Annotated in this window: 17 protein-coding genes and 8 pseudogenes; 8 read left to right on the forward strand and 17 right to left on the reverse strand. The window is 49.8% G+C overall.

Annotated features, from left to right (window positions below; all coding sequences use genetic code 11):
- Positions 1-37: 37 nt before the first annotated feature.
- The 3 genes and pseudogenes from KHU30_RS24710 to KHU30_RS24720 form a co-directional block, all read right to left on the reverse strand.
- Positions 38-544: a GNAT family N-acetyltransferase gene (locus tag KHU30_RS24710; protein ID WP_211445249.1), complete on the reverse strand. Its 507-nt coding sequence runs from the start codon at positions 542-544 to the stop codon at positions 38-40.
- Positions 545-581: 37 nt separating this feature from the next.
- A pseudogene (locus tag KHU30_RS24715) lies at positions 582-1,032 on the reverse strand (transposase); the annotation flags it as partial.
- Between the two features lie 227 nt (positions 1,033-1,259).
- Positions 1,260-1,370: pseudogene (locus tag KHU30_RS24720) on the reverse strand (IS3 family transposase); the annotation flags it as partial.
- 558 nt (positions 1,371-1,928) lie between these two features.
- Between KHU30_RS24720 and KHU30_RS24725 the strand changes: the two are divergent.
- Both KHU30_RS24725 and KHU30_RS24730 read left to right on the forward strand, forming a co-directional pair.
- Complete coding sequence (locus tag KHU30_RS24725) at positions 1,929-3,197, forward strand: YcaO-like family protein (protein ID WP_211445250.1); 1,269 nt, start codon at positions 1,929-1,931, stop codon at positions 3,195-3,197.
- Positions 3,198-3,405: 208 nt separating this feature from the next.
- Entirely contained in the window at positions 3,406-4,626 is a 1,221-nt protein-coding gene (locus tag KHU30_RS24730) for a trans-sulfuration enzyme family protein (RefSeq protein ID WP_211445251.1), read from the forward strand.
- A 9-nt stretch (positions 4,627-4,635) separates the two neighbouring features.
- Here KHU30_RS24730 and KHU30_RS24735 read toward each other — a convergent pair whose 3' ends face one another.
- The 8 genes and pseudogenes from KHU30_RS24735 to KHU30_RS24770 form a co-directional block, all read right to left on the reverse strand.
- Entirely contained in the window at positions 4,636-7,917 is a 3,282-nt protein-coding gene (locus KHU30_RS24735) for an ATP-binding protein (protein WP_211445252.1), read from the reverse strand.
- 357 nt (positions 7,918-8,274) lie between these two features.
- Positions 8,275-8,937 carry a response regulator gene (locus tag KHU30_RS24740; RefSeq protein WP_211445253.1) on the reverse strand — a complete coding sequence of 221 codons (663 nt, stop codon included), beginning with the start codon at positions 8,935-8,937 and terminating at the stop codon, positions 8,275-8,277.
- 73 nt (positions 8,938-9,010) lie between these two features.
- Positions 9,011-9,313 (reverse strand): annotated as a pseudogene (locus KHU30_RS24745) (integrase core domain-containing protein); the annotation flags it as partial.
- A 161-nt stretch (positions 9,314-9,474) separates the two neighbouring features.
- The gene (locus tag KHU30_RS25815) at positions 9,475-9,636 is read right to left on the reverse strand and encodes an IS3 family transposase (RefSeq protein WP_407928145.1); all 162 of its coding nucleotides are present in this window, start codon (positions 9,634-9,636) and stop codon (positions 9,475-9,477) included.
- A gap of 56 nt (positions 9,637-9,692) precedes the next feature.
- On the reverse strand, positions 9,693-10,754 hold the full coding sequence (locus KHU30_RS24755; RefSeq protein WP_211445255.1) for an IS110 family RNA-guided transposase: 1,062 nt from the start codon (positions 10,752-10,754) through the stop codon (positions 9,693-9,695).
- Between the two features lie 192 nt (positions 10,755-10,946).
- Positions 10,947-11,334 (reverse strand): annotated as a pseudogene (locus KHU30_RS24760) (DDE-type integrase/transposase/recombinase); the annotation flags it as partial.
- Between the two features lie 157 nt (positions 11,335-11,491).
- A complete protein-coding gene (locus KHU30_RS24765) occupies positions 11,492-11,809 on the reverse strand; it encodes a hypothetical protein (protein ID WP_211445256.1) in 318 nt (105 codons plus the stop codon).
- Between the two features lie 180 nt (positions 11,810-11,989).
- Positions 11,990-13,681, reverse strand: coding sequence for a PI-PLC domain-containing protein (locus tag KHU30_RS24770; protein WP_211445257.1), 1,692 nt, complete (start codon positions 13,679-13,681; stop codon positions 11,990-11,992).
- Between the two features lie 276 nt (positions 13,682-13,957).
- Between KHU30_RS24770 and KHU30_RS24775 the strand changes: the two are divergent.
- Together KHU30_RS24775 and KHU30_RS24780 are read left to right on the forward strand one after the other, a co-directional pair.
- Positions 13,958-15,093, forward strand: a pseudogene (locus KHU30_RS24775) (IS3 family transposase).
- A 41-nt stretch (positions 15,094-15,134) separates the two neighbouring features.
- A pseudogene (locus KHU30_RS24780) lies at positions 15,135-15,578 on the forward strand (helix-turn-helix domain-containing protein); the annotation flags it as partial.
- Here KHU30_RS24780 and KHU30_RS24785 read toward each other — a convergent pair.
- A pseudogene (locus KHU30_RS24785) lies at positions 15,511-15,816 on the reverse strand (DDE-type integrase/transposase/recombinase); the annotation flags it as partial. The pseudogenes KHU30_RS24780 and KHU30_RS24785 overlap by 68 nt on opposite strands.
- Between KHU30_RS24785 and KHU30_RS24790 the strand changes: the two are divergent.
- From KHU30_RS24790 to KHU30_RS24800, 3 genes and pseudogenes are all read left to right on the forward strand, one after another.
- Positions 15,815-16,588, forward strand: a pseudogene (locus tag KHU30_RS24790) (IS256 family transposase); the annotation flags it as partial. The pseudogenes KHU30_RS24785 and KHU30_RS24790 sit on opposite strands and share 2 nt — an antisense overlap.
- 687 nt (positions 16,589-17,275) lie before the next feature.
- Positions 17,276-19,237 carry an RICIN domain-containing protein gene (locus tag KHU30_RS24795; RefSeq protein ID WP_211445259.1) on the forward strand — a complete coding sequence of 654 codons (1,962 nt, stop codon included), beginning with the start codon at positions 17,276-17,278 and terminating at the stop codon, positions 19,235-19,237.
- A gap of 1,081 nt (positions 19,238-20,318) precedes the next feature.
- Positions 20,319-20,732, forward strand: coding sequence for a DUF2384 domain-containing protein (locus KHU30_RS24800; protein WP_211445260.1), 414 nt, complete (start codon positions 20,319-20,321; stop codon positions 20,730-20,732).
- A gap of 35 nt (positions 20,733-20,767) precedes the next feature.
- Here the strand turns inward: KHU30_RS24800 and KHU30_RS24805 are convergent, their stop codons facing one another.
- From KHU30_RS24805 to KHU30_RS24825, 5 genes are all read right to left on the reverse strand, one after another.
- Complete coding sequence (locus KHU30_RS24805) at positions 20,768-22,306, reverse strand: IS3 family transposase (RefSeq protein WP_211445261.1); 1,539 nt, start codon at positions 22,304-22,306, stop codon at positions 20,768-20,770.
- A complete protein-coding gene (gene tnpB / locus KHU30_RS25820) occupies positions 22,272-22,481 on the reverse strand; it encodes an IS66 family insertion sequence element accessory protein TnpB (RefSeq protein WP_211445262.1) in 210 nt (69 codons plus the stop codon). Before tnpB ends, KHU30_RS24805 begins: the two co-directional genes overlap by 35 nt.
- Positions 22,478-22,882, reverse strand: coding sequence for an IS66-like element accessory protein TnpA (gene tnpA / locus KHU30_RS24815; RefSeq protein ID WP_211445263.1), 405 nt, complete (start codon positions 22,880-22,882; stop codon positions 22,478-22,480). Before tnpA ends, tnpB begins: the two co-directional genes overlap by 4 nt.
- Positions 22,883-23,284: 402 nt before the next feature.
- Positions 23,285-23,689 (reverse strand): hypothetical protein, encoded by a 405-nt coding sequence (locus KHU30_RS24820; RefSeq protein ID WP_211445264.1) that lies wholly within the window; start codon positions 23,687-23,689, stop codon positions 23,285-23,287.
- A gap of 175 nt (positions 23,690-23,864) precedes the next feature.
- Positions 23,865-24,707, reverse strand: coding sequence for a hypothetical protein (locus KHU30_RS24825; RefSeq protein WP_211445265.1), 843 nt, complete (start codon positions 24,705-24,707; stop codon positions 23,865-23,867).
- A gap of 1,176 nt (positions 24,708-25,883) precedes the next feature.
- On the opposite strand from KHU30_RS24825, the gene KHU30_RS24830 reads away from it, so the two are divergent.
- Positions 25,884-26,612: a response regulator gene (locus KHU30_RS24830; RefSeq protein WP_211445266.1), complete on the forward strand. Its 729-nt coding sequence runs from the start codon at positions 25,884-25,886 to the stop codon at positions 26,610-26,612.
- Positions 26,613-26,868 lie beyond the last annotated feature (256 nt).

Consider the following 26,868-nt stretch of genomic DNA (forward strand, 5'->3'; position numbering starts at 1 on the left):
AAACACCTGAGGTTACGTGGGACCTAGAGATCGCGCATCATGACGACGGACGTTTGCTGAAAACCGGCGCGTGCAAAAAGCCATGAGCGCCGGCGTTGGCCAAGCCGCTTGCGAGAAACAGGCGCTTGACGCCGTAATGCTTGACGCGCTGAGCGATCCATTCGATGAGTTGCTGATCGACACCCAAACTGCGGACGGTCGACGCCACAATCAGGTCATCCAACATCGCAAACTGCCCGGCATGGGCGATCGCACGAAAGCTGACAAACGCAATCCCGACCAGCTTGCCCTCCAGCCAAGCACAAGCAATGCCATCGGTGGTGCCATCATGTGTCGCCTGTTTCAAAATCCGCTGTGCTTGTGCATGGATTATTTTCCGAATATCCGGATGCCAACATCCTGGTGCCAGTGCGCGGCCACCTTGCAGTTCTGCATGGGAGATGTAATAGGGGCCTGCATGGGCGTAAAAAAAATCGGCAACGTGGGCTGCCAACGCCGGTTTCTCGGCCCAACGGATAGATAACGCGTTATCGTCATGCGACATTTATTTCCTCATTAAGGGGGGGTCCCTATCTGGTTTGTCAAGCGTTTGCGAGCGGTGCGGGGCAATAAAGTGTCCCGTCACGCATCATTGCGTAAAGCACGTCAGAGCGTCGACGGGCGAGTGCGATGAGGGCTTGGTTATGTCTTTTCCCCTGCTTAATTTTTCGTGTGTAATAAGTTCGAAAGATTGGATCGCGTAACGCGGCGAAGGCAGAGAGGAATAGTGCTCGTTTCAGGATCTTGTTTCCTCGCCTGGAAGGATGCTCTCCACGGATAGACGAGCCGGATCGGCGGGTGATTGGCGCCAGTCCGGCATAGGCGGCTAAGTGATGCCGAAGCGAAGGTTTTGCAGGCGACTTCTGTGAGGAGTCTGGCCGCTGTCCTGACGCCGACTTCAGGCATGCTGCTCAGGACCGGGTAAAGAGGGTGAGCTTGTACGAGCCGCTCAATTTCCTGTGAGACCTCGTCACGTTGGCCTCGTATCAGTACTCGAGAAGGTGCGCGAAAGGTGGAAAATATCATGACGTAATTATGCAAGGATTCATCTCAATTTGTTTTGGGAGTATTCCCAAAAATTCCTTAATTTCTCCAGCACTATCAGAGCGGCATCGTTGTCCACATAATCGAGTATACGGGAGGGGAGTAATCCGCTAGGTAATCCCCCTGACCTGCTCCCCTCAATTTGAGATGCACTGTCAATAACGGACACTTCCGTCTCAAGCAGTCAGTTCAGTTTCTCTGAAATTCTCAACGAACTGTGCTGGTGAAATGTAGCCAAGGCGCGAATGACGCCGCTGGCGGTTGTAGAAAATTTCGATGTACTCCTTTTAATCGCTGATTCGGCATCGGCACGGGTGGCATACTGTTGGTGCTGATTGATCTTGACCCAGAGTAAATTTTCGGTCAGCCGCAACATCTACTACGTTATGAGGCTAATGTCGGGGGCAGGTCACGTGGCAAACCTCCTGCATCAAGAAAATAGTTTGCCGAAAAACTCACTCTCCCGTTGGTCAGAATCTCCTAAACCAGATCAATAATTTGGACGATCAACGGCGCGAATTCCAAGTCGTTCTGATTTCGAAGGAAAAGTCTTTTTGGGAATATTCCCAAATCAACTATTGCTTCCTATGGACATAATTCTTACCTGAATCTATGTGGATTCGGTAAGTGTCGATGGGAGGTGTATGTGTCATCGACTTTATTTCGATACTGAGTTTGTTTTCAATAATTCAAGGAGATTTTCATGGGAATGTGGTGCTGCATGTACATCAACGAATTTCATCAAAACGATCAATCCACGCATGATGAAATGGAGACCGTTCAGCCAGGAAAAGACCTTACTCCGGAAGAGCTGGCTCTACTGACCGAGTAAAGACGAAAGTGTAATGAGGTGGTTTTTCCGCCTCATTTTTATTTTTTTCGTGAAAGTGATTTTGCCTGTGAAAACGATTGCTCCAGAACGATCGCTCTCGTTGCAAGACGCAGAGGTCGCCATTGATAAACATTTTTTTAACGAAGCAATAGGACTGACCGTCGATCGTTACGGTAGTCCCCTGTCCAGTACGGTCGCGACGCTTCATTTTCCCTGCGGCAGTATGGAAGATTGCGTAGGTTGCGGTAAAGGGTACGAACTGGAAGCGCGCGTCGGTGCAAAATACGAGGCTTACGAGCATTATATGGGACCGATCTGTCTTCACGCATCCAGTTCATTGCAGCTGTTTGATGCCGTCGCTTCGCAACCAGCGTTGAGCGGTATACTCCCGATGCGATTGCTTGGTCGTTCGCAACCGTCGCAGATATCTGCACTCACCTTCGATGCAGATGCGGTGTCCGGAGACGTTGGGCTCCTCTACCCGTCGTTTCTGATTAACCATCAATATGCTGACAATTGCCTTCCCGGAGACGATGCCGACTATAGCGCCGCCCGGCGATACTCGTGTGGCACCGGCATTGCTGCGGGATTCGGCTTCACCGAGGCGGCGATACATGCGGCGAGCGAGGTGGTAGAACGCCACAGTGTTGGGCGCTTCATCGCACAGCATTTCTTTTATGATGTAGAAGAACCCATGAGAAGCATTATTCCTGATTCAATGCCTGCTCCGCTATTGCAAATTTTGCGCGATGCTGAAGACGCCATCGGCGCTTCCATTCAGGTATATAACGTCACCAGCCAGATAGATTACCCAGTCTTTATCGCTTATTGCCAAGACAAAAGGATTTCTGATGTACATGTGATTGGCGGAGGCTGTTCGCTTTATCCCAGTCATGCCGCAGCAAGAGCGATCAAGGAATTGGTGCAACAATATAAAGTCGCGGAAGGAGTTGACCATGTATCACATGAATGGTCAAGGTCAATTGAAAATCTCACCAAGTATCAACGTCTGCTACGTTGCCTGCGCTTGCAGTTTGATGCAAGACAACGCGCTAAAATAAGTCTTTGCTTGATGCCTAAAGATCCAGAAGAAATGTTCCTGGACCAGCACTTGTCCCACTTGAAAAGAGAATGCCTCAAAGCGGATTTTCCTATCTGGCTGAAGGAACTTCATTCAAGCGACAGTCAAGTCAGCTTGGCATGCGCAGTCATGCCAAAAATGGAAAGATTCTCCATTGTTTCGCTCGGAGGAAGGGTTGTCCCATCTTATCAATATAGTTGAATAATCAATGAAGGAACTGCTCAGCCTAACTTCTGTATCGGCTAGTTTCGTTGGGGCTCGCCTTGACGCATACGGTGTGGCCTTGCTCGGTGGTAGAAATGAGCAATAACATTTTCCAATATGCCTGAACGTATTTGGATAATTAATATTTGAATCAATCAGGTCATTTATGAGTTCATCGGGAAAAGATTTTTCGAGGCAAGAGGGGATGTCGCGTAGAGAATTTTTACTTTCCTCGCCATTGGGACCGGCAACAAAGGCAATCCATCTGGGACAGCATGAGGTAGGATTGGATCAATTTCCGGTCCCGCCGTTAGTCAGCAATTCTGCTATGCTGCTCAATTCTGCGGAGGAAGGTCTGGAAATGCTGAGTAACGTTGATGTGGAAAATTTCGCATATCAACGTTACGCCAATCCTACGGTCTCCATTTTGGAGACGAAATTTCGCTCAATTGAGCAATGCGCACATAGCATGGCGGTCAATAGCGGGATGACAGCCTGCCTGCTTGTTTTTCGAACCCTCTTGAAGGCAGGCGATCACATCATCGTACCGCACAGTATATTTTATGAAATCGTTGACCAGCTTGACTATGAAGTAAAAAATCGCGGAATAGAAATTTCGATTATCAGGGAATATGAGACCGATGTATTCGAGACCGCGATTCGTAAGAACACGAAGATGATATTTATAGAAGCGCCAACCAATCCGGCTTTTTTAGATATCAATATTCGAGCCTTGGCAAAGTTGTGTGAAAAATATAGTATTCTTCTCGTTGTGGACAATACCTTCCTCAGTCCGGTATGCCAAAAGCCCCTTTCTTTGGGGGCGGTAATTACCTTATATTCGATCACCAAGCATATCAATGGCCATGGCGATGTAATCGGCGGCATGATCAGTACGAATGACGCAGATATTTTCAAGGCGTTGAAACACAATCGAAATAACACGGGCCTCATATTGGACCCATTTTCGGCATGGCTTACGATACGCGGACTTAGGACACTTCCGTTGAGATTACAAAAGCATGCCGAGAATGCACTTGCGATTACCAGGATGATAGATGAAGAATTTCCGGAATTAGAGTGGCGTGGAGTATGGTCTACCAATAGTGCAAAGTCGAACGGGATCGACACTGCGTGTCATACAGGCCTCATCGCGCTGGTTTTCCCATCGAAAGAAGCTGGCATGGTCTTTGTTCGTCATCTTCGACTGATTAGGATAGGCACCACCTTTGGAAATATTGAGTCGTTGTGCTATCACTATGGTGGCTTCGCAAGAGAAGCGACCATAGACTTGGAACAGATTGGCATACCATACGGTTTGGTAAGAATTTCGGTTGGCTTGGAGGATGTCGAAGATATTAAAACGGACATGAGACAGGCACTCCATATCGCCACAAAAATGTCGCTTTGTGACCAATGCGCATGAGGTGGGCAGCTAAGGTAATGATGTGACGTGATTTGGGACTTGAGCCACAAGCCATTCTCGTTTGATCTCCGTTAGTAGCAAAGGCGCACGATCAAGACAGCCGGTAGAAGCTGCATGCTCCAGGTGTCCACAAAGGATTGCCAGATCCGCCATGTCAATTGCCAGAAACGCACCTCGCATGCGATGGGCTAACCGGAATAATTCTTGTGTATCCGCAATCTGTATGGCCACGGAACATCGCTCTAGATCGACGTTGGTTAGGGTTGTCATTTTTTGCCGTAAATCATAACCGAGCGGTCGAGGCATACGGCATTGCGCCGTGGCTTGAAAAGCGCTAGCATTTCCTCTCAGCACGCCTCTTTCCACAAGTGCATTAATCGCCGCAGCCAATTGTTTGGCGCTAAATGGCCTGATAAGTACGAAATCGAATATTGGGTTACTGGCGGAAACTTCCACGGCAACGTCGGCAGTTGCCGCAATAATGGGAACATGCACTGCGATCTCCTTTGTACGGACGGCGAGCTGTTCGCCCGTTATTCCAGGCATATTCATATCCGTCAGAATCAATTGGTGAGAATCTGGATCGAAGGCGGCTAGTGCTTCCTCAGGATTATCGTAGACATCGACCAGGCAGCCCAGCGCTTCAAGCTGGCATGCCAAGATCGTGCCGTTGACAGAGTGATCGTCAATGACCAAAACATAGAAAGCAAATGGCGCTGAGTCGCTTGCGGCGTCCGGTATTGGGGATAAGCCACCAGGCAAATATTGACCACGAATGCAATCGATCATGTGTGCCTGACTAAACGCACAAATGTGCTGGACTCCGATTTGGGTGACTTTATTGTCAACTTCAGGAGCACTCGACGCAATTAGCACAATTCTGGAGGGAGTGCCGATTTCCTCTGCTTCATCGGCAAATGCAATCACTCCTGAGATTGTCGCGCCGACGTTATCTTCCTTCGAAGCCGGGATTGGCGTCAATCCAGCTTGACGAATCAGGGATTGCAAATACCATTGACGTCGTTTGAGTGTCGTATGGTAGGCGAAGAGATCATTGGATTGGTGCTGGGGCAATACCGATTCTGCCCAAGGTAAGCTCAGTCTGAGGGTGAAAGAACTGCCTCTTCCTTTTTCGCTGTCAACGCAGATTTCTCCGCCAAGCAGGGCGGCTAATTTGCGGCTGATAGAAAGTCCCAAGCCGGTTCCAGATGCATGTACTTCATGACTGCCTATTTGCGAAAATGGCTTGAATAAATTTTCCAACTCCGACGCTGCGATACCAATACCGCTATCCTGCACGGTGACAGCGATTTGACCGCGACCGTCTGAGATGCCTTCTAGTTTAGCGGTCAATGCCACAAATCCGCTAGGAGTAAATTTGATAGCATTACTCACTAGGTTGGTGACAATTTGCGCGAGACGAACCGGATCGGTCGTGACAGCAGGGGAAAGTGTCGGATCCAACATCCAGTCAAAAGTGATACCTTGCAGGCGTGCGCGCGTTGCGCAAGCTCTCCCAATGGCTTCGAGTTCGGGAATCAAATGGACACTGCGTTCGGATAATGTGAATTTGTTTGCGTCGATTTTTGAAAAATCCAAGAGATCGTTGATCAGCTCAAGTAAATTTCTGGTTGAACTCTCCATTACATCCAGAAAGTATCGCTGCGACTCACCTAGCGAAGTTGTAGTCAGTAGCTCCAGTGATGTCAAAACGCCGTAGAGAGGGGTACGGAGCTCATGGCTAACCATCGCCAGAAATACATCCTTCGCCTTATTCGCTGATTCGACGGCGCTACGCGATGCTAATAGTTCTGCTTCCGCACGCTTTTGCTCGCTGATATCGGAGACCGCAAAAATTAAGGCAACATTCTTATGCAACGTTTGTTGAGATGTCCTCACTGAATAGGAACGTTGATCGTCATTAGATAGCGTTTCTTGTATGAGCTGAATGGATATCTGACCAGGTGACGCATTACTGAGGCTGCTATGCAGTTTTGCGAGATTTTCTGCGCCAAATGTCTTGATCAGATTTATGCCTTGATCGTACATAGGATTGGAAATCAATAACTTTGGCACTGCGGGATCAATCACTGCCAAACCCACTGGAGCTGTAGACAGCACACCGCGCACGAATTGTTCGCTTTCTTCTAATGCGGCAGCACGTTGCCGCGCTGGAGCTATGATCCGCAATCGAATGAATCTGTTGCCAAGGAAAATAGCAAGCGTGAGGATAAGAAACAGCGCAGTAAGCAGTAAAAAAAAGATGATGTACGCGTTAAAGAGATTGCGTATTTTGATCGTATAGATGACACGCCATGTAAGCGAGTGAGCTGGTCGCTCAAACGAAATTGTGGCTTCTGCTAGATTCACGGAGACCGTCGCGCCGCCGAAAAAGGACGCTGTGAACGCATTGCTCTGTCGTGATGGATTAAGTCCAATTTGACCGGACGATGCTGCGATAACACCAGTTTGCGTGATTAACTGTATACCTTCCTCGCTGGACAGCCTAGTGGCGTTACTGCTGTCTAAAAGGTGTCTAGCACTGACGTTGGTGCCGACGTAGGCCGCGATGTGCCCTTGTTTATCATAGACAGGGGAAAAGCAAATCAACGTCTCTTCTCCTGTGAACGGGTGAACGTATCTTTTTGCCCATATCTGTCTTGGGAGAGCTGTTGCAGCATAGACCGCCGTTTGCTTGATATGCTCTAGAATGATTTCCATTTCGTCGCGCAATATTGTCGCGCTTCGTGGAGCGTAAATGTCTTTGGAAAACACCGCGAAATTACCGTTGGCCGCCACGAGGAACGTCTGCTCCTTGTTTTTACCGTCATGCCAATAAGCAGAATCGAACATCATGAGACGAGTAACCAGGGTCGCCATTTGAACCGAGTTAATACTCGGCGGCAGGGCTCCCGATTTAATGACCTCAAAGGTCGACGTACCGAGCGTATCGGAAATTTTCAGCACTTTTTCGGAGCTATATTCATTCAACAACGACAACAGCAATAGAGGGATTTGTGCGTCCTGATTGCTATCGATATTTTTACCGTGCAGTATTTTTTCTGACAAACTTCTTGCCGCCGCCGTGAAGACTTCTTCAGTATTGAATTTCGTGATCAATTTCAGAAAATCATTTTCCACCTGATAATTACGTTGCCAAAGAGCGAAGAAGGCAGGGATGGAAATCGCAGAAATAAATGCGACGACAACGAGGGAAATTGCTAGGAACGACCCTGCGTTAAGCAAGTGTTTCGAAATTTCAAAATCTCGTTCAACATGATTTGTCAGCATGCAAGCTAATTTTTAGTGGGGAATTCAGGAGGGGAAGCGTCGATGATACATAGGACGGAGGCAGCCTATTTAGGGAAAATCCCAAAAACTGCAAGCCCCGGATGGACTATCATTGTTTAGTTCCCATAAATTCAGTTATATCAGCAATGAAACAACGTTTAGCAAAAGAAAATTTTCCTGCCGCTGCAATGGCATCTACCGACTTGCATGCCAAACATTTATCCGATAAGTGTGATCAGGAAGTACGCGTTATCTCGGTTGTCATACTGGGCCTGTCGAAAATTATCCCGACCGTTAAGGACAATGTGATTATCTAAACTGAGATCGGAAAGATGATGAATGTGCGCAAATGACTTCCTACCCTAGATACTCTCCGCCGACACCGCCAATGGTTTGGAGTCGAAATAATTCGGCGTCTGTTTTGCAGGATAGTTTTGCCATTGCGGCGCGCTTTTGATTATTGACTGTCTTTGCGCTCCGTTTGAGTGCATCAGCGATTTCGCTCACGCTGTGACCTGCCAGATAGAGCCGCAACACTTCTGTTTCGCGTATCGATAAAGTTATGTTATTTTTCACGCTGCTGAATTCCTTGGGCGGATAAGCTGTTTTTTGAATACTTCGTCCAAGATAACCATTTCCTCGCAGCGCCCGATTAATGGCAACAATAAGTTCGTCCGCGTCGTCACCTTTGTTGATGATGGAATTGATGCCACTAGATTCGAGCGCGGTAACGATTCCCCGGCTATTCAACCCGGTGAATACCACGATTCGAATATGCGGATATTTATCACGCACCCGTTTTAGCATGGTCAAGCCATCTCCAAAGACACCGCCTGGCATGGAATAGTCACTCACCAGGATATCGACCTGGAGGGTATTCAGACGCTCGAATAATTCTGTGGAATTGGCAACCACCGGATAGGCACTGAATCCAGGATGTCGATCCAGTTGTTCTTTTACCGCCGCGGCCATGATAGGGTGGTCGTCGGCAATCAATATACTTATATTTCTATTGTTCACAGCGAGTCTCCTTATGCCTGAACTCTACACAATATCCTATGGCTCGAATACCTGTGCGAGTGCTTAGTGTGAGTCAGGCCGATATGGCCTGCTCGGAAAGTTGTTGATAGTATTGTGCCTCAGCTTCAGCCGGCGGTATATAGCCGATGGGTTCAAGCGGCCGATGATGATTGAACCAGGGCATCCATTCCAGAGGTGCCAATTCAACGGCTTCGCGGGTCTTCCTGGGAGCACGACGATGTATCAGTTCCGTTTTGTACAAGCCGTTGATGGTTTCGGCCAGGGCATTATCGTAACTGTCACCGACGCTCCCAACGGAAGGTTCAATGCCTGCATCAGCCAGACGCTCGCTGTACCGAATGGAGACATATTGGGCGAATTTAACCGGTCGTCGCAACACCTCTATCAAGCAAGGAGTTGCAATGGGAAAAAGCAAACATGGTCGTTTCCTTCGAGGCGTCCGTCCTGCCCTTGGTTCGATTGGTCATCCGGGTGCTGTGAGGTTCCCTCGGAATTTAGTCTTTCATTCGGAGGTTTTTATGCAGCTTGCTTTTCTTGATTTTGCTCTCTGGTCCAGCTCTGCAGGTACCGGATTGGTGATCGATAGCCAAGTGTTGAATAGAGGCGCTTGCGATTATAAAAGACTGCAATAAATTCGAAGCTGGCAGTCTTCATTTCGGCATGCGTAGCGTAACGCAGACCATGTTCTTGAAACTGTTAAACCAACTTTCCGTAGGGGCATTGACGCTCCTATGTCAAGAAATCTTCGCCGCATCTGTCAAATCGGCAAGAATGAGCGGATATAGTTCACGAATAATATAGCGCTTCAAACAACGTTGAATTTCTTTTGCTGATAGACCTTCCGCCGTTCGACGCACCACGTAAGCACGCGTGCGTGGCTCACTCCGCATTCGCACCATGGCGATGGTCCACAATGCATTGTTTGCCGATCGATCACCGCCACGATTCAGTCGATGCCGTATGGTTTTTCCCGATGACGCCGGTAACGGACTGGCGCCACATAACGCGGCAAGTGCTGATTCACTGCGTAGTCGCTCGGGGTTGTCGCCGGCGACAGCAATCAACGTGGCAGCTGTCTGAGACCCCACACCGAACTGTTCTCGAAGATGCGGTGCAGAGCGGCGTGTTAGTTGTTCCATTTGGGTATCGAACTCCTTCAATTCGTCTGCTAGCACAAGCCAGCGCTTTGCTAGCAGACGAAGCGTGCTGGTTAATGTCCGCAAGAGTGTCGTCGTCCCTAAAGGCCGGAGATGCGCACACCCGGCAATACATTGCTCAGGTTTTGTTTTCCAAAGTCGCTCACGGATATCTTGAGGGGCACTGATCAGTATCGCCCGCAATTGGTTGATCGTTTGAGTCTTAGCCTTCACAGCGCTGCGCCTGGCAACGGAAATGATCCGCATCGCTTCTGCAACGCCAGACTGAAATTTCGGAATTGCGGTCGCCTCTCCAGCAAGCACAGAACGTGCCGCATTCTCTGCATCGGTGGGATCTGACTTGCCCTGCAACCTGCGCTTAGCGCGATTAGGACGATTCACTTCCAGAACCTCAACTCCTTGCTCACGTAACACGCGAGCAAGGCCTGCACCATACGTGCCAGTGCCTTCAACGCCCGCACGCCGAATGCAGCCCAGCGAGCGAGCCCAGGTTAATAGCGTCAAATAACCGTTCGCGTTAGTTGGTGTCGCAAGTGTTCCGAGAAGTTTGCCAGCGTTACTTATGACTGCCGCAACGTGGGTATCCAAATGGGTGTCCACACCCAGAATCACTTCGTTTTGTATCGATTGCTCGTCCATGTTGTTATTCCTCTTCAAGATGGGCGCATTACCAACCTCGATTCCCGGACAGGACACTCACGGTGCAGAACAAAGCTCCTATTAGGTCACAAGTAACGAGCCCAGCAATGCTTGGGGAACGCCAAGACCAGATCGACAGGTCAACGCAAAGACAGCTTCGCCAATCCCAGCACGGGTCAGATCCAGCTAGGCGTTCGCAATCATATTAAACTGAGTGTCCCAGCAATTTCTTTTCCTGCTCATAGAACAGATCATGCCGAATTCCTTGAGCTTGCCTTGAAACGCATGGCTGGCGTTGACTGCGGCGGTCCGAATGATGCAAGACACCCTGGTCCGGCCACCGGCGGAACCAAGCCATCGTCAAAGCGTCCGTCACGATGTCAGCCGCCATGCGAGGCTTGAGCGACCAGCCAATGACTTCACGATTGAACAGATCCAGAACGATGGCCAGGTACAGTCACCTCTCGTCGGTCCAGAGATGCGTAATGTCCGACGTCCATACTTGATCCGGTGCATTCGGCGTAAAATTTCGCACCAGCAGATTCTCGGCCACCGGCAAGCCATGTTTCGAGTCGGTGGTACCCGCCTAACAGCAAGTTCCTTGAATTCAGTCGTGTATGCCGGTTTCGGTATGTTCTTCATTTTTAGCTCTTCCAAAGTATCGTTATTTTACGGTACCGATAGAAGACTAAATTTCAGGGGAAGCTCATTTCCTGAACCACCTCTAACTGAGGCACTCATCGCCCCGCGAGCGCCCTCTCCGCGACTTGACGCATCATATATGCATAACCACGCAATTCGCGAAATGGCCTAATTTTTGATTGATGATCTACGACGGCCAGCTCTGTCTTGTTATCCACAAAAAAAACTCGATCCTTTCCTGGAACACACGATATGATGCTGCCCTTTTTCTCCAACTCTTTCAAAATCGGCATGGCATCTTTTCTGCTCACTCCGAACTTGTACGCTACCTGCCAACTTGTAAACCGCTGCTTATTCTTACTCGTTAAAAAATCAAGTACAGCAGCCTCCGTTAACTGTGGAAAACTACTCATTTAGTAGCCTCATGATGTTGACTATAATTTCTAACTAAATAAATTTGGATATATGACAGGCGTACATTATTCCCATCAATCGTCAGCATCGCGGAAAAGCGCTGATGACATTTATTAATTTCTATAGATGGAAGGTAGCTCCCATGCATGGAAGCTGACTCGATACGTCCTTCCGCAACATTACTCAACTCTCACCGAGGACACTTTCCCATCTAGTCCATTTTTTCGGAAGAACTCAATTTTCATAAATTCATTTTGAAAACTACTTTCAAAACTATTGATAATTTTTGGCGTCTCGAAATCTTTCAGGATCGTGATCAGCGTGCGATCATCGCCCGTCGAACCGCTAGGGGAGTCATAAACCGTAATTCTCGTCCCGGCTTTGGCTGCCATGATTTTTGCAGAACGTGCATCGTCATTATGACAACCTGATGTGTTTTTGAAATTCCAAAATCCTCCTTGGGTAAGGCCGATTGTGCAGGAAACGCGCTGGGTAGCATTATTTCCTCGCAACAAAACAATCGCTGCTTCGGAGAATTTTGTCGGCTGAGGTTCTACTCGGATAAAGGACACTTTTCCGTTTAGATCGTTTCCACCAGAATAGCGTTGACGGTAGTTAGAGGTATTAACCGTGTTGTGAAAACTAGATAAAGTCACGGGTCGATCAAATGGAATGTCAGCTTTTATGTCGATAATGCTGTAATCATCATCCCGGCTACCGCTGGCAGAATCAAAAAAGGTGACACGTTGCCCTGCTTTCATGCCACGTAATTTAAGAGAACGCATTTCATCATTTTCGCAGCCTAGACGTTCGGCATCGCTGGCTTGAAGCCGGATATCTCGTCTGGTGGCGGTGGAAAATCCGCACACAACATCTTGAGTGCCATTATTACCTTCATACGCAATAACCCCACCGTTATTTTTCCATTCCACGTACTCTAGGACATCACCTTGATTAACAAAGTCCACCGCTAGATAATTTGGATGCCTTCCAGCAGCTGGTGTGCAGTTATTATCAATTCGTGGCTGCACCCAATCCCAGCGATTGTCAAATCCGCTATGAAGATGCTCTGGAACGCCGTGAAAATGATTCATGACAAATAAGCGATTCCAACCATGAACATCGGATTGCGATGCCGCCATAGTATCAAGTGGAATATGACCCCAGCGGGTTCTGCAAGACATATCGTGCGAACCAATGGTCCCGCCTAACGACCAATAATTTTCGACCGTAATGTCCTGATCATGAAACATGTAAACACCACTATTATATTCACCGCTTAGCTCACCTTTTTGTGTCAGTAAAATCAAGCGCTGGTTGGCATTTATCATTTCCTGCAATGTAGGCCAGTTATAACGGTTGGCCCAATTCTTTTTTGGATTAAAAACATATTGTGCAATTTGGGGACTGGCTGAAAAAGCGTGCTGCATTTGCGCTTTCGTAACGTAGTCCTCAAAATGGATGGTAATTACAGCGTCTCTATTCCGAGCAAGAAAATCGGAAATCGTAGTAAAGCGATCTTTTAATTTTGATACGTCGCCCACCGCAATATTACAAGTGCCATGACACAAGTAGACTTCGTTATTATGCCAATGCACATCAAACATCAATCCTCGGACTCCACGTTCTAGCAAATCCCTTAGGGACCATTGTTGATTGGGCCAACCTGATGCGTTGAACGCATTATGTGCAGTCAACCACGTGTACTGATGAAAGGGCTTGTTTTTGTCAACTATGAACTCCGGTGTCGCTTGACGTTGCGCACGATTTAATTGCTCCTCTGAGAGCGGCTCCGTGACCGCATTGGCGATGCCGACGCTCATCATCATCATGCCGATAAATAATTTAGACGAAATATTTGAAAGAAACATAGTGCTTCCTCTAATTGAACCACTACAATTTCTTGTATAGGGAACGTATTGCCTCATACAAAGACATGAACGTTTGATAACTACGGAGCGAATTATGCTGGGACTTCGCGCACCTTTATCTGGGAATATTCCCAAAATTTCCCTGCGCTAAAGGGTTCTGTTGCGATAAGGAATTCAGCACGCGAGAAAGAGAAGTGGCTGCGGAAATTTGGACAGTTGATAAGTGGAAAAGCTGTAGCCTGAGTCGGTCACAATGACCGGCAAAGGAACCATAAAATGACGAAACGTAATCGACGTGCCCACTCACCGGCCTTCAAGGCCATGGTTGCCCTGGTAGCTTTAAAGGGCGACAAGACCTTGGCCGAATTGGCTCAGCAATTTGAGATCCATCCGAATCAGGGTATTGAATGGAGGAAGTAACAGCAGGAGCAGGCGGCAGACGTGTTCGGCGCTGGCAAGGCGGCGGCCAAGACACCTCCGGTCGATGTGAAGGTGCTGCACGCCAAGATCGGGCAGCTGACGCTGGAGAATGATTTTTTGGAAGGGGCGCTCCGCAAGGTCGGCCTGCTGAGCGACGTGCGATGATTGATCGAGATCATGAATTACCAGTAAGTAAGCAAATTAAGCTGATCGGGATCAGCCACTGAAGCGCTTACTATGAGGCACGGCCGGTCAGTGAGGCCGATCTGAAATTGATGCACCGTATCGACGAATTGCACTTGGAGTTTCCATTTGCCGGCGCACGCATGCTGGTCAGATTGCTGCGTCGGGAGAACATCCGGGGCGGGCGCAGGCATGTTGGCACGTTGATGCGACGCATGGGCATCACGGCGCTGTACTGCAAGTCAAATACGAGCCGACGGCACCCGAAGCGCAAGATCTGGCCTTACCTGCTACGCAATATGACGATTGATAAAGCTAACCAGATCTGGGTACTGGATACGACCTATGTCCCCATGGCGCGGGGCTTCGTGTACTTGACGGCAGTGCTGGACTGGACCAGCCGTAAGATATAGTCTTACCGGGTAGCGATCACGTTGGAGGCTGTGCATGCAGTCGAGGCACTGGAAGAGGCCTTTGCGAAGTACGGTCTTCCCGAGATCGTCAATACCGGCCAGGACAGCCAGTTCACTGCGACAGACTTTACCAAAGCGGTGCGCGACCGTGGCGTAGGGCTATCGATGGACGGCAAAGGCAGCTGGCGTGACAACGTGTTCATCGAACGCGTATGGCGCGGCCTCAAATATGAAGAGGTCTATCTGCGGGGATATGAATCGGTCAGCCAAGCGCGTCGCTACATCAGTGACTACCTGATGCTGTACAACCAAAAGCGTCCTCATTCGAGTCTGGCGGATCGAACCCCGGATGAGGCATACTTCACTACGCTGCCAGCGATAAAATCGGCGGCTTAATTTGTGTGATTCACAGACATCACTTCAACTAAAATGAAGCGATGGATGATGAAATTCGCAAGCGACTGCGATGGGTTCAGTTGTACGAGGAACTCCGCAACGCCGGCATTGTATGCCTGCGCTGTGGCATATCACGACCGACATTGCGTAAGTGGTGGTCTCGACATCAAGAGCATGGACTGGACGGCCTTAAGGAAGAGAGTCGTCGACCAAAGTCGTCGCCCACGAGGAAGGTGCAGCCAGCGCATGAGCAATTAATTTCGGATCTACGCAAATGCAAACTGGGACATCGCCGGATCCAAAATGAATTGAAGCGTTTGCATGATATCTCGTTGTCTACGGCGACCATTCATAAAGTCCTGGAGCGCCTAAAAAAGCCATTGCTAAACTGCAAACGGGCCTTCAGAAAACAGGTGATCAGATACAGCAGGCCAATACCTGGAGACCGCGTGCAAATGGATGTTTGCATGATTGCGCCTGGCATCTAACTGTGCGGTTAGAACAATGCGTTTGTCCTTTGGCAATCATGTGCATCAGCTCAATGCCATCCTGGAGGACAGCCGCACAGCGAAAATCCTTGAAGCCGAGCATTGGATTAACAATACGTTTGACGGCCCGATGGTCTTGTTCAACGAGGTTATTGAAGTACTTTGTTTTTCGGATTGCGATAAATATTTCCCGCTCGGCATTAATGCCATGGAGAGTGGCCGGGTTGGACGCGCTAGAGGATGTGAAGGCTTGGCAGGCCCGTCCGCTCGATGCGCTTTATCCCATCCTGTATCTCGATTGCATCCACGTCAAAGTGCGCGATGCCGGGGCCGTGCGCAATAAGGCCGTGTTCCTTGCCATCGGCGTGAACATGGAAGGCCACAAGGAAGTGCTGGGCCTATGGATTGCCCAGACCGAGGGGGCCAAATTCTGGCTGCAGGTCGTCACGGAGCTGAAAAATCGCGGCGTACAGGACATCTTCATTGCCTGCGTCGACGGCCTCAAAGGCTTCCCCGATGCAATCGAAACGGTCTACCCCAAGGCCGCTGTCCAACTCTGCATCGTCCACATGGTACGCAACAGCTTGCACTTCGTGCCGTGGAAAGTCCAAAAGGAAGTGGCCGCCGATCTGCGCACTATTTACACCGCAGCCACCGCCGACGAAGCCGGCCTCATGCTCACGCAATTCGAGGCCAAGTGGGGCCAGCAATACCTGCCCATCGGACAATCATGGCGGCGCAACTGGGAGCGTATCATCCCGTTCTTCGATTACCCAGCGGAGATCCGCAAGGTCATCTACACCACGAATGTCATTGAATCGATTAACATGAGCCTGCGCAAGGTCATCAAAACGCGCAGCTCGTTCCCCACCGATGAAGCCGTCAGCAAGCTGTTTTACCTGGCGCTCAACAACATCAGCAAGAAGTGGACGATGCCAATACGGGACTGGAAAGGTGCGCTTAGCCGCTTTACCATCCAGTTTGATGACCGGATGTCGCGGAATTAAACGAAACCCCGTTTACACAAAATTCCATCCCCCCCCCACGCGCTACCGTCGACGGTCACTTCTCGGGTGTGTCATTTTGATTGATGGCTTTTTCGATGAAACGTTGTACGGCCGCAGTATCGCGTTGTGTGCGCAACTGGTAGGGCCGATCTTGTGCCTCGGGTGCCGCTGGCTCGTATTCGGCTTCCTTTGCCGGTCATTATGACTGACTCATTGCATCGTCACCCTTGCGGGGGAGGCGTCCATTTCAATCCGATCCCGATAAACGACCGCTGCTCCCGCGGCAATCACTCTGTTGGGACGTGTAGTTGCCAAATCCGTTCCTCTGCCCTCCCCCGTTTCCTCCGCCTACCAGGCGGACATGCGGCCTGCACTGTGTTGATCACCGGCACTGACTAGGTCGCCGCAACAACGCAGCCAAATATCCTCCCATTTCTCTCGACCATCAATTTGGGATTTTTCCCAATCGCACGTCGCATTAATAATGTGATGATGAACCATCAGGACAAGTGAGCGAAGTGTGAAATTTAGTTGGTTGATCGTTAAAAACGACAGAGCGAACTCTCTCGGCACCGCTCAATAAACTGAGTTGGAAATGCTCGCGGCACGACAATAACCCGTGATCAACGTTAATGTAAATCGATGGCCTGAGATGCAGGAACAAACCTTCCAGACAGGAGAGAAAATATGTCAGACGAAAATCAAAAGGCATCACGCTATGCTGGCGCCATGTTATTGACCCTCAGCGGCGTTGTTTTCGTGCCTGTAGCAAGTGCCCACCCATTACAGACTGCCGCAATTCCCAGCGGGGAAGCGCAAAATTACCAGATTCGATCGATTATCAGTTTCGCTGCTTCAAGCGATATAATCGGTCCAAAGCTAGCGCAATCATGGTCCTCGTCTGTTTTCCAGGGGGAGTCGCTAGACGCGAATACCTTGGCTAGCACCTTTGGCGGCCGCCACAATACGGCGCTAACCTATTTGGACGGAAATGTCGTGCTTTCAAGCGCCAATACATTGAAGAAGGCAAAGATTCTGCTCGATGTCGGCGTACCTCTCTTAATTAAACTCAATCCCAACCAACCTGAGGCGGGAAAGAAAATTGCTGCTGTATTTGGAGTTTCAATACATTCAGGCTATATGTTACTTAATAAGGACGGCCCAGCAAAGTTGACCGTATTTAATTTAAAGGCGCAGGACCAGACGGAAATCCCCAGCGGACTAGTGCCAGCGCTAGGTTCAATGAAACAAAAGAATGACCAGCTCCCCCAAAGAATGAGCAAATTGATGACGAAAGAGGAGCCAATCGGCATTCCCAAGATCACGCTGAATTTGAATTCCGCCGACGCAACCGGCCAGGTGGTTTCAATAGTCAATCTCGATTTGATCAGAAGCAGCTCCCGGAGCCTCGACAAGAAATTTGTCGTCATAAAGGCTACGCCAACGATCAGATCGACGCGCAATGGTGTTGTGATAGGCTCCGCGCCCAGCAATAATCTCTGGGGAGCATACTTGCCTCACCGATATAGCATTTTTCATGAACTAACCGGAGCCGCGCTTACTCCGACGCTTGTCAGCTCCGATCCTCCGAGCGATTCTCGCACCGAATTTACCTATACTGAGACCAAGACACAAGGGTTCTCAATCGGCGGTTCATTTGGTGCAGAAGGAGGTGGGGAGCACACCGACAAATGGAAATATATTGCCAAAACCCCTTTTAATGTCAATGCAGGAATCTCCTACACCAACACCAAGACATTGACTAATGTTTTCAAAGATTATTCATTGCTGGCAGCCCCCGCCATTGGCAAAGTCAGGTGGGAAATGCTCATCGATCCCAAACTTAAATATGTACTGGTGGAGCGCGAGACAGCAGGACTTCCTATCTTGAATGAAAACCGAATGACGCCGATGATGAGATCGGCTTCTCTCGAAACCTATTCGACATGGGAGTTGCCTGGGAACTATGATGGAATGGCCACGCTGAAAATAGGCGGCGGTTACGTTCTCGACCGACGTGAGTGGTGGTACGAACGGTCAGATATAAAACGCAGATATGTGACGGATAATTTCGACACACTAACCGATTTCGTGCTGGATTTCGGCAGCCCTTATCTTACGCGCGAGATGACGGTCCTTATTCGCTCAGCCGATGGCAACGGCAAGTGCGTCGTTGATCAATCGGGCCAGGCTAAACTGGAAATCTGTAGTCCAGTAAATAAAAATCAGCTCTGGGGTCTGGACGCCGAAAGCCGATATGTCAATCGACTAAGCGGTATGTGTCTTGCCGTGGACGTTCAGTCGGGAGCATTGAAGACGACTGCATGCGCTATCGATAATACGCAACAATGGGACTGGCGAGCTGATCGCATACATTCTCGTTTCGATCGCGATTGGCGGCTCTATTCAAGCGCCGATGCGCTTAAGGTAATTCCCAATACTTCAATGCTATTTGAAGACATTCCACTAAATTCTTTCAACAGGCTCAATATTCCGTGGGCAAGCTATCCAGGCGCACCATCCACAAATGATGTTATGCCAAATCTGAACGGGCCGTCGCCGCAAATCAGTCCTGATTGGGTTAATAGGTATCATGCAGTGGATGCTCGTCAAAGGTGGAATATAGAAATATTGCGTGACGGTATTTGAGAACCGAACAGAATCAATAAACCGTCATAGAAACAACGCCCCGCTTGATTGAATATGAATTTCACTTCCTCAAGCTGGGCTGTTTTTTTAAATTCCAGACAAATTTCCAGAGTAGACTTTTGGTCATTCCAGATCATACCGTGAGCCGGTAAGGTCCAAAGCATGGCAGAAATTTTGTCGGCGAGCGGCCATGGAGAATCCTGCAGCTAATCGTGAAAATCCCCTACATTGAACATCGACATTAGCCAAAATCCTGTGCTTACTTCGTATGTTGTGTTGGTGCTGATTGAATCTTGACCCAGCGGGAGCGCCTTGTGAAGGAATTGGCGTCACTAGTCGATATTACTTCAAATTTCAAGCTGTTATTTTTAACAGCTATCAATTCCTGCATGAGGTGTTAATTTGAAGAACATATCAGGCTGCACATGTCGCATATTCACGGGTGTTTCATCTGGGTATATATGCGTTCTGTTGCACAGTCAAGCCTGCCCTTCTCGTCACTCAGGGGGAGGCACTGACGATATCCCACACTGATATCGGTGAATCGTCTCGACCGCAAAAGAGAAGATGCTGCCCTACTTAGGAGCAGATTATGTCAGGTCCTCACGCCGGTTCTCGTCCCCGTCCGTCCCGCTCATCCATGCGTCTTCCTCCAGGTGTCCGTTCGGCCGGCCTCCCCCCTTGTGCCAGCATCCTTGATCTGCCTGCGCTTAAGGTGGCGGACGTCGTCGTCGATGAGTGGGATGACACTGGCTTGAAGGAGAGCATCCTAAAGACGGCGGCAACGCAGGCCAATTTGCCGGTCAGAACCTGTCCTGATTTGGAGGTTGTATTGCTTTCGAGTCGGACGAAATATGCGGGGCTTGCGTGTTGACGGAGATGGCGCAACCGCCCAAGTGCAAGCTTGACGATGCGCGGCGCCTGATTGCTCGCCTCTTCGGTTTCTATCTGTACCAGGCCGTATCCAACATTCAGTCATCTATTGCCTTCACTCGTCGATCCGAATACGTAGTGGAAAAGGCAATTGATGAATCCGAACTTTAGTTGACAACCATAAATTCTCAAAATATCAAGATGCGCCATGCCAAATATTTCGTTTTCGCCAGAAATTCTTAACGATTTTGACGGCCTCATCGATTATCTACGCGATCCTATGCAAGGGATGCTGGCGCTTTCTCCCAAGCGGTTTGCGGATGTGTTGGGGATCAATCTACAGACCTTGGCTGTGCAGGCACACGTGCATCGCAATACAGTCAGCAGATCACCGAGGTCGGAGAGCGTGCAGCGCTTTTTACGCGAAGCGCTGCGTATTCTGCGCGCGGCCTTCGATCATTGCGGCGACATTCAGCAGACTATATTTTGGTACCGCAACGCGCCACTAGCAGACTTCCAATATCGTACGGCCGAACAATTGTTGGTAGACGGCTATAGTCAGGATGTAGTGGATTACATCGAGCGAATTGAGCTGAATAGGGCGGACATGTGCTTATATTAGAAACGGGGGGGGGGGGGCGTAAAACTTGGACTGATTTATGCCGTAAATCCGAGGCTTTTTCGGTATTCGAGGGGACTGCGAGAATCCAGGGAGATTTTAATCCACTTTTCGTTGTACCAGCGGATGTAGGAGTCGAGCACCTGAATGAATTGTTCAATGGTCGTGGTCTGCCAGTCTCGAAGATAGAACATCTCCGTTTTCAGTCTTCCGAAGAAGCCTTCACATGCCGCATTGTCAGGCGAGCACCCTTTGCGCGACATGGAGCGAACCAACTTCGCATTTCCGATCCGCGATAGCCACCCTGGCCAGCGATAGTGGGCGCCGCGATCAGAGTGGACGATGGGTCGCTCATTGCTATTGGCTACAGTATCGACGGCTGCATCCAACATCGTGTTAACAAGCTCTGCGTCCGGGCGCGTGCCGATTGACCAACTGATGACCAGACCGTCGAAACAATCGATCATCGGCGATAGATACACCTTGCCGGCCGGGATTTGGAATTCTGTGATGTCAGTGAGCCACTTTTCGTTCGGGGTTGCAGCCTGGAAATCGCGATTGATCAGATTCTCTGGCGCCGGACTGATTTCTCCCAGGTAGGAACCGTACCGACGCCGCTTCGGCGTGGCGACGATCAGGCGCTCTTGCTTCATCAAACGCTGCACAATCTTCTCTGAGATGAAGACGTGCTGCCTGCTCAGCGCCGCCTGTATCCGACGATAACCGTAGCAACGGTAATTGAACTCGAAGATCTCGGCGATAGTGCGACGCACACCAATATACTTATCCGCAACCTGTAACCGAGCCCGATGATAAAAGTAGGAACTGCGCGCCAGGTCTAGCTTGGCAAGAAGCTCTGGTAGCGCATAAGTCTCTCTAAGGGCATCAATCAGCATCGTCTTCTCTCGGTTGCTCAGAAGGTGCGGATCGACGCCTAGGTCTTTTTTTATGATTTCATTGGCCTTCTTTAAGAGGTCGTGTTCTAGCTGCAATTGACGAATGTCGCGCCGAAGCGATTCAAGCTGCCGCTCCAGTTCCGCACGCTCAGGTTCTGGCGGCAAGTCGTTTGGGCGTTTCATGGATGCAGGGGGCTCACGGCCAAGTAGTTGATTCTTCCATTTGTACAACGTCGTCCTGTCCACGTCCAGCTTTTGCGCAACTGTTTGCGCACTTTCTTGCCGTGTGCACAGCTCAATGATCGCCCCCTGTTTAAACGCTCGGGTGTGTAATAGCCCCACAGCTTTGCCAACAACGCGCTTTCTTGTTTCTGGGTACAGTTCTTGAACCCAGGCGCTCAGCGTCCCTCGCCCAGGATAGCCCAATACCTTGACCGTAGCGGCGACGCAGCGATCATGGTTCAGGTAATGCTCGACTGCCACCTTCTTCTGCTCGACCGAGTATTTCGGCTTTGAGCGCGCGTAGCCCGCAGGCAAATCGCAACATCGTTCGGATTCCCGATACCAGCCCTTGAGAGCATTCTTTGTCGGATAACCCAATTGGTGGATGGTCGCAGCGACGCGCTTCCCAAGTTTGATATAGAGTCTAACCGCTCGAATGCGGTCTTCGTATGAATACATGAACTACCTCCAAGTAGTCCAAGTTTTTATCCGCATCCCCGAGAAAGACATGTCCTGAGAATGGGTCGTCGGCAAGCGCCGTTTGTACCTTTCCAGCCAAGCCATTAAAACCGGCCCGCATATCAGTGACACCCGCCTCAATCCAAATACGAGTGCCCGCCGGCAGGCCCATCATGGGCGTAAAAGCTGTAATACCGCGCGCAGTGTCGCCACATCGGCATGCCCGTCGACGCGCACCACAGCGTCGGCAAACTTGATCTCGATGACTCCCTGCGATTGCTCGGCCACCACTGCCGGCGAAGCTGGGCATGGCTCCTGATATGGCGCCAACACCTGCGGCGTGTCGATCATCGATACTTGCAGCAGCGCAGCATCGCGTTCTGGCTGGTCATCGAATAACTCCGCCTCATATTTCTTGCGCCATCTGAACAGCATGTTGACGTTGATCCCATGCTCCAGCGCTAGCTGTGACACCGATATACCTGGAGCGCATGCCGATCGTGCCAACCGCTTCTTGAATTCCAGTGAATAATTCGGACGCTTCTTCTTTCTGCCTATTCCCGCTTCTATAGCCAATATAGTCCCCACTAAATATTTAGTGGGAACTACTGTCGCTTCTTTAGCTAATTACGTCCAGGCGGTGCGGACGAGATGCTTCCCCCGGGCGTTTACTGTCCATCGAAATTATCGTGGACACATGTTCACCTCCAGGCACAGCGTCAAGAATGTGGCACGGCTGGAGGCTTACCGACAAAGCGCCGCCAACCTGAATTTTTAGCCCCCTGGAAGTCGGGAGAGAGGCTTCGCTTGCGGGCGCTCTCTAATCATCTTGCAAGAGCGTGCACATTTATACAGGATTTGAACCAGCTAACGATATGATTTGCCGAGTTAAAAATTGTCCGTGGAAACGAGTAGGCAAATCCATCTCCAGTGCTCTTCCGCCCGAGAGCATTGGGTACCAGGTGTCTTCAAAGTAGCCTACTTAGGTGCCGGGCAAGGATCCCATGGCTTTACGCAAAAACGACCTGTTGGTTCGCGTATCACGGGCTTTCGGGTTGGGCAACCAGTATTAAATAATGCACAACCTACCGTATTAGCCGCAGTGGTCAGCCCGCCACCAATTTTTTCAAGTATTGAGTTACTTTGGTGGTCAGTCCAATGCTCGTTGTATTGCACCACGGGAGCGGCCCACGTTGGTTGCGCCACGATGAGGATCATCATGCCAAAGGCTAAGCCTCTGATGGCGCGGTCTCTGCCATTTTGAAGATGGCTGGTCGTCTTTTTTGACAATGCATCAACGTCGCCAAAAAACATATCGAGTGGTTTGCGACAGACATCTGGTGATTGCTGATTTGTCGGAATTTGAACAATAGGAGTATTCATTTACATCCCCCTCTTCAATTAGAATTCATGATATTCACGTGTGGTGTAGCTATGATTGTCTTACCCGAGCTGCGAACGTTGAATCCGGCCATGGGGGACTTGGTTACTTGCATGCAGATCGCGTTGGACCTGTGGTTATCGGCTGCAATGTATCTGCCACGACGGATTCGATATTTTATAATTTTCGTTTAGCCATGATTGCCATCGAAGAGCGACAAATTGACTCCTTAAAAGCGTGCGCTGCCTCGCCGGTGACTTCGCTGGTACCTGCAATATAACAACCGTTTTTCGCAATACTATTTACTGCGGCACTGGCACCGTTTAAGGTGCCCTGATCCACCGTTCCACCGCCTGCAGTCCAGGCGTATGGATGGAAATCCCCATTACCAACTTCACTGTTACCGACCACCGTACTGTTATCTCCAATCCCTGCGACACCTGCCCGATTACCTCCTGGTATTGGTGCGATGGCGATCGCATCATTGCCAGTGGTTGGATCCCAGAAATACGGCTGCCCAAAATCGCCAGATGTCAGATATACCCCTGCAATTTGACCACTTGCATTCATGTCGTTGCCTATGTTACGCACCGCGCTGCCTGCGACAGTCGCCAAGACCTGAGGCACACCTGCTGCCGACCAGTACACGGTTTTTGGATCGGACGTCGACGTAAATCGGCAACTCCCCATAGCCTGGCCAGCCATATTCACTTCACTGACACTACAACTGGTAGCGCTTGACGGCAATGAAAACGTTGCTGCTGCATAGCCGAGCAACCCTTTAATCCATTTCACTGGCGTTGCAGTGCCTTGCCCATTTGGACAATTACCAACGACGATGGGGGACGCAGAACCGCTCGTGTCACTGACATCGGTCGGACTACAGTTGGTGCTGGCTAGGCCTAATAATCCCACCGGTAGGGCCGTCGCTGCAGTGTTGGAGAGCCAAATCACTGGCGTTGCGGTATCGTCGACATCGACACTTACGCCGACACTAACCCCATTTTGATTGATTGCCATGGCCAAGGTCTTGACGCCTCCTGCAAGCGGCGGCAGTTTGATGGCAGATCCCCCGGGGGTAGTAGCCGACCAAACCACAGCTTGTGGTGCGGTATTGACATCCTGACAGGAGCCAATGATTGTGCCGCTATTGGTTATTCTGTCGGCAGAACAATCGCGACCAGACACTAACGGCGATAGAGATTGTTCCCCCCCGGTGTGCCAGCGAAAAAGGCGACAGTGGCCCCCACAGCATTGGTGCAGGTGCCAACCTCCCTACCACTATCGTCTATGCTACGCCCGGAACATTGTAGCCCTGAGTTAGTTCCTTCATCGACGAGCGCAGCATGCGCAGGTAAGATCCCCAGACCCAAGCTGACCGATGCAACAAGATGCAATGCATACAGGCGATTTTTTATGGTGATCATGTACGAACTCCTTTAGTTGATCCAACAATGAACGCTATCTGCTTTATCTACTTGAAGCCGGCTAGCTATGGCGAGGATACTGTATGACCTCAGCGGGGAAATTGAAGCTGGTGTAATGAAAACATAGGATATCCACATATTGAATTCAAGAAATATTTCTCCGAAAAAAATATCAAGAAAAATGCGGCAGCATATTACTGCGCATATGCCACGTTTTCTGATTCCAGATCGGTTGATTTTATCTAGAGGGTATTCATAGCGTGTTATGAATGCAACCACGGTAATGGACGCAATGCTTCATCGAAAATGACGGGACTCCGTCACCAACTGCATTTAGAGATACCCGAATTGATCGCTGAGGAGATAAAGCGGAAATCATCTCAGTCAGAAAAAAAGATGGTGAAGAAATAAATCAGATGCGCTGTTCACGGACAACCACGCTGGGGCGGGTGGCTCGGTGCCAGCGCCTTTGCCGCCGCCTGCGAGGGGCTTTTTTTGTCGCACATAGCGCAAGCCTTGACGGTGGCATCGCCCCTAGGTTGTTATCAAATGTGATGCTGAAACGGGCAATCGATGCCATGATGAACGGCCGTGTCGAGAAGGTCTCTTTTGCGACGAGATTGTGATCCCCTATGACCGGTGGTCTAACAGGCTGGGCGGAGCATGTTGATGCAACATCTCCGCGCGAGTTATGTCTATCGATGTCAAAATGGCCATCTTCGCAGTTTCTTAAGATTGTCTTAAGCGCGCCCATGATAGGATTCGTACCTTGCGCCTCCTCCTTGTAGAAGACGAGCCCTCGCTTGGCGCCATCGTACAATCCTGGCTCCAGCTTGACGGCAATGCAGTGGGCTGGGTCCGGCGCGGCGATTCTGCAGCGACTGTTTTGCAAACGCACCACTATAACTGCGTATTACTCGACCATGGTTTGCCAGGTGTATCGGGCGCCCAGCTATTGCGTAATTTGCGCGCTGCCAAAGATGTGGTGCCCGTACTCATTATTACTGCCCGCAACACCTTGGCCGACCGGATAGCTGGCCTTGACTTGGGGGCAGACGACTATCTGGTGAAGCCGTTTTACCTGGAAGAAATGTCAGCTCGTATCAGGGCCGTCGTACGCCGTCATGGGTTGCAGGCCGATAATCTTCTGACGCATGGCAAGATTGAACTCGACATCCTCAGCAAGTGTGTGCTGCTGGATGGAGCATCGATAGAATTGATCGCACGCGAATTTGCAGTATTGCGTGCATTGATGTTGCGCCGTCACCACGATGTGCAGGACAGGACGCTCGTCTATGCGATCAGCACTTTACATGCCCAGAACCCGATACTACGTCGTTTTGCTGAACACCTAACGGCTACTGGTATGGCGAAAAAAGCTGTAATTGGAGCTGTGATGCACAAAATGACACATCTGATTTACGGAGTGCTTCGCACTGGCAAGCCCTTCGATCCAAATTATTTAACCAACGGGCTTGCTATTCAAGACGGTATCTGACCCGACATGACGGATTCGGCGAAAGACGGAGCGCATTCATGGTTTTGTTTTCTAACAACGCGATATGCACTCTGGCCCCAGTTAGCTGCGCGTGTGAAGTGCGAAGCAAACTAGATTATGATTTTTTCGTGTTTTATGAAATTTTCAACAAGCACTTATAAAGAACACTCGATAAATCATTTCATTTCATAAAAACATAACTAAACACTCTTTAATTTTTTTCGAAATCGCCCTTATATTCGATGCATCTGGGTTT

Source organism: Collimonas humicola (assembly GCF_018304945.1).
GTDB lineage: Bacteria > Pseudomonadota > Gammaproteobacteria > Burkholderiales > Burkholderiaceae_D > Collimonas > Collimonas humicola.